Source organism: Bacillus sp. JJ1503, assembly GCF_036965125.1.
Classification (GTDB): domain Bacteria; phylum Bacillota; class Bacilli; order Bacillales; family Cytobacillaceae; genus Cytobacillus.
This window is the reverse complement of record NZ_JBALOZ010000166.1, coordinates 34,532-34,767: the sequence shown is the minus strand read 5'-3', so window position 1 is coordinate 34,767 and position 236 is coordinate 34,532. Positions and strand designations below refer to the sequence as shown.

The following is a 236-nucleotide window of genomic DNA, read 5'->3' as shown; positions in this document are numbered from 1 at the left end:
AATCTACCGTTTGTGGTGTTGGGTTAACGATGTCGATTAGACGTTTGTGCGTACGCATTTCGAACTGCTCACGAGAATCTTTGTACTTATGAACCGCACGAAGGATTGTGTAGATAGACTTTTCAGTCGGTAATGGAATCGGGCCAGATACAGCCGCACCAGAACGTTTTGCAGTCTCAACAATCTTTTCAGCAGATTGATCAAGGATTCTGTGATCATACGCTTTTAAACGAATA

Annotated in this window: 1 protein-coding gene; it reads right to left on the bottom strand. The window is 42.8% G+C overall.

Annotated elements, in window-relative coordinates; all coding sequences use genetic code 11:
- Positions 1-235 (bottom strand): 30S ribosomal protein S10 (gene rpsJ, locus V7149_RS13610; RefSeq protein WP_335346163.1); only part of this gene is annotated, 235 nt, incomplete at its 3' end.
- Between the last annotated feature and the right edge of the window lies 1 nt (position 236).